At 43.2% G+C, this 6,106-nt stretch carries 11 protein-coding genes; all 11 read left to right on the plus strand.

From position 1 onward, the window contains the following. Positions 1-74: 74 nt before the first annotated feature. The 11 genes from E5329_RS27890 to E5329_RS27935 all read left to right on the plus strand — a co-directional run bounded on the left by E5329_RS27890 (position 75) and on the right by E5329_RS27935 (position 5,656). On the plus strand, positions 75-377 hold the full coding sequence (locus E5329_RS27890) for a hypothetical protein (protein ID WP_135992409.1): 303 nt from the start codon (positions 75-77) through the stop codon (positions 375-377). 67 nt (positions 378-444) lie between these two features. Further along, entirely contained in the window at positions 445-537 is a 93-nt protein-coding gene (locus tag E5329_RS32410) for a hypothetical protein (protein ID WP_275443834.1), read from the plus strand. A gap of 3 nt (positions 538-540) precedes the next feature. After that, positions 541-960, plus strand: coding sequence for an LPD16 domain-containing protein (locus E5329_RS31315; RefSeq protein WP_275443835.1), 420 nt, complete (start codon positions 541-543; stop codon positions 958-960). After that, entirely contained in the window at positions 924-1,136 is a 213-nt protein-coding gene (locus tag E5329_RS31320; protein ID WP_275443836.1) for a hypothetical protein, read from the plus strand. The genes E5329_RS31315 and E5329_RS31320 overlap by 37 nt, the downstream gene beginning before the upstream one ends. Beyond that, positions 1,126-1,311, plus strand: a complete 186-nt coding sequence (locus E5329_RS27905; protein WP_275443837.1) for a hypothetical protein — start codon at positions 1,126-1,128, stop codon at positions 1,309-1,311. Before E5329_RS31320 ends, E5329_RS27905 begins: the two co-directional genes overlap by 11 nt. A 4-nt stretch (positions 1,312-1,315) precedes the next feature. Further along, positions 1,316-1,522, plus strand: coding sequence for a transposon-transfer assisting family protein (locus E5329_RS27910; protein ID WP_135992411.1), 207 nt, complete (start codon positions 1,316-1,318; stop codon positions 1,520-1,522). A gap of 117 nt (positions 1,523-1,639) precedes the next feature. Further along, on the plus strand, positions 1,640-2,446 hold the full coding sequence (locus E5329_RS27915; protein ID WP_135992412.1) for a hypothetical protein: 807 nt from the start codon (positions 1,640-1,642) through the stop codon (positions 2,444-2,446). Between the two features lie 241 nt (positions 2,447-2,687). Further along, on the plus strand, positions 2,688-3,254 hold the full coding sequence (locus tag E5329_RS27920) for a TetR/AcrR family transcriptional regulator (RefSeq protein ID WP_275443838.1): 567 nt from the start codon (positions 2,688-2,690) through the stop codon (positions 3,252-3,254). A 4-nt stretch (positions 3,255-3,258) separates the two neighbouring features. Further along, positions 3,259-3,675, plus strand: a complete 417-nt coding sequence (locus E5329_RS27925) for an FMN-binding protein (protein WP_275443839.1) — start codon at positions 3,259-3,261, stop codon at positions 3,673-3,675. Between the two features lie 38 nt (positions 3,676-3,713). Then, positions 3,714-4,388 carry a response regulator transcription factor gene (locus E5329_RS27930; RefSeq protein WP_135992415.1) on the plus strand — a complete coding sequence of 225 codons (675 nt, stop codon included), beginning with the start codon at positions 3,714-3,716 and terminating at the stop codon, positions 4,386-4,388. Between the two features lie 14 nt (positions 4,389-4,402). Continuing rightward, on the plus strand, positions 4,403-5,656 hold the full coding sequence (locus E5329_RS27935; protein WP_135992416.1) for a HAMP domain-containing sensor histidine kinase: 1,254 nt from the start codon (positions 4,403-4,405) through the stop codon (positions 5,654-5,656). Positions 5,657-6,106 lie beyond the last annotated feature (450 nt).

Consider the following 6,106-nt stretch of genomic DNA (forward strand, 5'->3'; position numbering starts at 1 on the left):
TCGGAAATTTCTGAAGCCTTATAAAACAAGGGATTCGAGTTTCCGAGAGTACACTGGATAAAAAAGAGGTAACAATGATGAGCCACCTTTCCCCGGCAAAGCAGACGGAGGGCATCATCAACCGGTTAGAGTTTGCAAAGACCGCTTTTTCCGATGATGAGCGAAAACTTATCGTGTATTATGCCTTTAAGCTGAATGACATGGAAAAGGCAAGGGAGCTTGCGGAGCATATCTATTATGAGGAAACGGAAGGCAACCAGGGGTCTGCCCTTGCGGTCATTGACGCACAGGCGGAGATTGACGCACTCCCTGACCCGATGATCGGCTTATGGGAGATGGAGGAATACGGCTATACATGGGCGAAATGCTGCTGCTGACGCAAGAGAGGGCATTATAAAGGACAATCTCGATGCCATTAAGCCGGAGAATTACAATCTTGTTTATGTGGGCGAACTTTCCGAGCTGCAAGGGCGGACACAGAGCGCAACACTGGAAGCGGTCTATGAGAAATTCAATATAGACCACCCGGCATTTTAGGATTTGGATGATGAGGACGAGAACATTGACCTCGGAGATGAAAAAGACCAGATGCTTGCGCAGATGAAGAAATCCTTAAAAGGGGAACAGGAAACAGAGCTTGCTTTCCAGATAGCAGACCGCTTCATCAGTATCCAGGAGGCTGACGGCGGCTATGACTATTCCATTATAGGGGCGGGTTATAAGGAGATAGACGGCGGTGTATATGACAATCCTGATGGCAGTATCCGGGAAGCCCTTAATGATATTCTGGTGGATTTAAGAGATAATCCCTTTGACAACAGCGCAAGGGGAAATATCCGTGATAATGATGAGCTGATACCGATTGATTATGATCGATTGATGGAAAAAGCGGAGATTGTGGACGTGGCAGTGGTGGGGAGCCGGTGTCCTTATCCCAGGAGCAGGCGGAAACAGAAGTGACGCTGACGGTTGCGGAGTGCGGCGAGTTCCACAACCTGGGTGAGTTCTATGAGAATATCCCTACCGTGGAGGAAGCTGTGGCGATCTGGAAACAGATACCGCCGGAGTGTATAAACGGAATCACCCCTTGCCAAGATCGAGGAAATGGAAGAACAGAATTACAACATGGTGGATAATGTGCTGAACAACGGCGCAGGGGAGAAAGCGCAGAGAGAGGAAAACAAAAAGGCGCAGGACAGGCCAGCCGCAAAACCGTCCTTAAAAGCCCGCCTTGCGGAGAAAAAGGCGCAGGTGGCAGGACAGGGCAGGGAACAAGAAGAAAACATAAAAAATAAGCAGAGGGAGATGTAAGGATATGGATACAAGATTTACTGTGGAAGAAAGTAATTTAATCTGCGTATTTGCAGGAGAAAGCAGGAGCGAGGTCATAGAGGATATTGAGCGGGCTTTGCCGTATCTGGAGGATACAGATATGCTGGAGCTGTCCGGCAGGGTGAACGGAAAACTGAGGGATATGGCAGATGAAGAATTTGAACAGTTTGAATTGACGGAAGCAGAATAAAGCAAAGAAAGAACAGGGCAGCATATCCGGCATAAAGAATTTCTAAAATAACCCACAGCTATCTTTGAAGTTTTGACGGTTCACTGTATAATAGGTGCAGGAACGGAGGAATCTGCGATGTCAAAGAAGAAAAACCGCCCACACGGGCATTGCTGTAAAATATGCGGCGAATATAAAGCAAATGAAAAATTTTCCGGGAAAGGCCATGCAGCCCATATCTGCAAAGCCTGCTCTCGTTTAAGCGCTGCGGAAAAAGCGGCGGCAATGGATATGAATCGGTTGATGAGTTTCCCAATGAGGCGGCTTTCAGAGGGTGAGAAGAAATGGCTGAAAGCCAAAATGAAGGATGACTGCCCGGAAGTGGCGGAAACGGCACGGGAGGTTTTCAATGTCTGCTTTCCCCATGCAGAGCAAAATGCCCTGAAAAAGCAGCAGGTCATCAATACATTGTCTTTTGAAGTACATACGGAGGTTTGCGATGGGTACGGCGATATGGAAATGGCTGACTGCCGTTTTACCATTGACCGGAAAAGCCGTGTCATTACAATGACGGATTTTCAAGCAGAGGGCGAGGAGCAGTCTGTCACGTTGGAGGGCGGTCAGATGGCGAAGTTGTCGCGGTATATCGTTCATACATTGGAAATTTTTATGTGGGAGCAAGACTATTCCCTGCGTCCTGATGAGGGGGATTATGCCCCGTTTTTTGATGGGGAAGAAGATTTTTTCATGGAAGATTTGAAGAATGGATTGGAAGTACAGCCAACAAAGGAACCGGAGGGAAATCCGTCATGGCGGGTGCAGGTGAAATACACAAACCATACAGAGCAGGATATTTGCAGCTATGAGGATTATATGCCAGATCGTCCAGAAGAATTGTATCTTTCCCTGTTGGAATATTTTGAGCCGGAAGATGAGGTCTTTTAATGGGAAAAACGGAGTATGGTAAAAACTTAAACTAAAAATGTTGAATCGACATGAAGTGGAGGCATCTCATTCAGGCAAATGTTTTCCAGATTATTTTGGAGGTAAAAGTTGACAGTATTCTTTAAAACTCTTATAATTAAACCTTGAGTTCAATTATAAGGAGGCAGACAATGGAACGGAGAAAAAAGAGCCGAAAAGTGTACACCGGGAAAAAATTGCTTCCGCTGAGTCAGTATTGTTCATGGAGAGAGGCATAGCGGCAACCTCTATGGACGATATAGCCAAAGCAGCCGGATACAGCAAAGCGACTTTATATGTGTATTTTGAGAACAAAGAGGAAATTGTTGGTATCTTAGTGCTGGACAGCATGAAAAAACTTTATCATTACATCGCTTCTGCACTGGAGCAGCAGCAAACCACAAAAGAACAATACAATTTTATTTGCCGTGGATTGGTTCAGTATCAGGAAGAATTTCCGTTCTACTTCAAAATGGTATTGGATAAAATCAATATTGATTTTGAAAGCCACGACTATCTTCCAGAGGAAAAAGAAACTTATCAAATAGGGGAAGGAATAAACGAAAAGATAAAGGAATTTTTAATATCCGGCATAGATAAAAGCGATTTACGCAGCGATCTGAAAATCATGCCTACTATTTTTGTTTTCTGGGGTATGTTGTCCGGGCTTATTCAGCTTACAGAAAATAAAGAAGAATATATTAAAAAAGCAATGGGATTATCGAAAGTCCAGTTTTTAGAACATGGTTTTCATATGTTGTATTGTTCTATTACAGATAGTGGAGAGTGATGAAGTGAGAATATCGAAAAAGAAAACAGTATTATTTGTTATCATGTTCCTTTTGTTTGTCGGTTTCGTTTGGGGAATCCTCTACCTTAAAAGTGTTGCGGACTATAAAAAGGCAGTAAAGGAAACCACCTTTGAAGATATAAATATTTCTAATATTCCTGACGAAGTTTATGTTGGTGAATATGACGTGGATTTTATATATGCCAAAGTGGAAGTTACCGTGCAAAATGGAGAAATCACAAATATTAACATTTTGGAGCATAGGCATGAACGTGGAAAGACCGCAGAAGTTATCGCTGACAGTATAGTTGATGAACAGAAAATAGATGTAGACGCAATATCAGTCGCAACAAATTCAAGCACTGTCATAAAAAAAGCGGTTGAGAACGCTCTGAAAAGCAGGAAATTGACCACTTTTTGACTTATTTGCAGTATCATATTCTGGGAGAGGAGGCTACTATGGCATACAAAATACTAATTGTTGATGATGAAAAAATGCTGACAGAGTTATTGTCAAGTCACTTACATAAGTGTGGATATGAGGCTTTTGTAGCGGAAAATGCGGAGCAGACAATATCCATGCTGAATGTCTATCCGGATTTGATTCTGCTTGACATTAATATGCCGGAAATGGACGGGCTGGAGTTATGCAAAATGATCCGCCAGAATGTCGTCTGCCCTATTTTGTTTCTGACAGCCCGGATTACGGAACAGGACAAAATAAACGGCTTGCAGGCTGGCGGTGATGATTACATAACCAAGCCGTTCAGCCTGAAAGAGTTGACTGCAAGAGTGGCGGCTCACCTGCGAAGGGATGAACGAAGCAAGTGTACGCCTAAAATCGTTTCTTCCCAGGGCTTGATCGTAAATCTTGCGGAACATACTTGTTTTTATGGGGAAAAGCCGCTGAACCTGTCAAACCGTGAGTTTGACATTGTGGAGTTTCTGATGCGTAACGCCAATCAGATATTCGACAGGGAACGGATCTATGAAGCCGTGTGGGGGCTGAATGCCGAAGGAGATAGCGGAGTCATAAAAGAGCATATCCGAAAGATCAGGAATAAACTGAAGGAAGCTACGGGCAGGGAATACATCGAAACAGTTTGGGGGATGGGTTACAGATGGAAAAAATGAGGAAACCCGGATCAATGAAAAGAGCTTTTATCTGTGCGGTAGCTGCTGCAATGTTTCTTGTTTTTGCGGCATCTGTCCTGACGATTTATGGATGCTATCGTATACAGAAAATGATACTTCCAGATTCTCAGGAAGTCTGGCTGAATACTCGGACGGTCACAGCGGACGGGAGGGTATTAGAGGGAGGGCAGAGGGTTATCCTTGACGAACCTGCCCAAGTGGGTATGATCGTTCCTGCCGGAGTGGATATAGCTCTGGAGAATACGGAATTCATAATAGAGAAAATCGAGTCCGGCTTCGTGGCGCTTCGTCCAAAGCAAAAGTTTGTATACAGAATGGCAGGCATTTCTATGGTGATGTTTCCTTTTGTCTATTCCATTACAGGTATCATGCTGTGCGCATGGTGGTTTTACAGGAAAGAACTGTCACCGCCCATTCAGGTTCTTGCCGATGCGACAAAACATATCCGGGAGCAAGACCTTGATTTTAGGGTTGATTATAGCAGGAATGATGAATTAGGAAGGCTCTGCACTGCTTTTGAAGAAATGCGGCAGGCGCTCTATGATAACAACCGTCAGCTATGGAACATGATTGAGCAGCGCAGAATCCTGCAGGCGTCAGTGGCACATGACCTTAGAAATCCCATTGCGATTGTTGAGGGATATGTGGAATATATGCAGCAATGCCTGGCAGATGGAAATCTAAATGACGAAGAATTGCGGCATACACTGTCTAACCTTGCGGTAACGGCAAAACGGCTTGAACATTATACAGATTATATCCGTGACCTGAATGCGATTGAAGAAACGGAAACAAAGTATTCCGTAGTTCAATTACCGGACTTTTTAAGAAGAGCTACGGAAAGTCTTTCGTTTCTTGCAGAACAACATAGCCTGGAGATTGCATACCATTCCACCATATCCGAATGTCAGGTGAAATTAGACGAGCAGATCTTTTACCGTATTGTCGAGAATATCTTTTCTAATGCCATTCGATATGCCAAAAGCAAGGTGAATTTTGGGTACTCCCTTACCGATGGTATGCTTATGATAACCATATCAGACGATGGCAAAGGTTTTTCAAGGGCAATGCTCCGTAAAAAGAACACCTTTCTTTATTCTGAGGATAAAACGGGAGAGCATATGGGCCTGGGATTGGCTACAAGCCGTGTCCTTAGCCAGAAACACGGCGGAAGTTTAGAACTTTCAAATATTGCTCCCAGTGGAGCTTGTGTAACAATTAAACTTGCAGTCCATAAAATGAATTGATATTTTTATTTATGAAAAGGTTTGGAGCAAAAAAGTGATTGACAAAGAGGCAAGCCAAGGTTTATTTTGGAGGAATTAAAATGGATAAGAAACAATAATGAATTAGGTAATAGCAATCATAATAGCTATCGAATTTATGAGGTGATTAGGTGATGTGATGAAGTTATCCGAGTGCAACAGTACCAGTCAAATTCAGCATGAGTTTGATATTATACAAGGTAAATTTGGGCGAGAGGGTTTTAAACAACGGTACAGTCCTGTTTACCTTTATCTTTGCTCTTTAGTGGCTAATTTTCCCGATCAAGAGCTTTCAGATAAGGATAAAGAGTTGATAAGGCAATACAGTATTGTTAAAACCTATTTGCTATATGAAATTTAGAAATAAGGAATTCGACAAATCGTTAAGGAAAGAATCGAAGGTGGTGCAAACGAAAAAGCAGCTTTGATTTT

Origin of the sequence: Petralouisia muris (genome assembly GCF_004793545.1) — a bacterium.
Classification (GTDB): domain Bacteria; phylum Bacillota; class Clostridia; order Lachnospirales; family Lachnospiraceae; genus Petralouisia; species Petralouisia muris.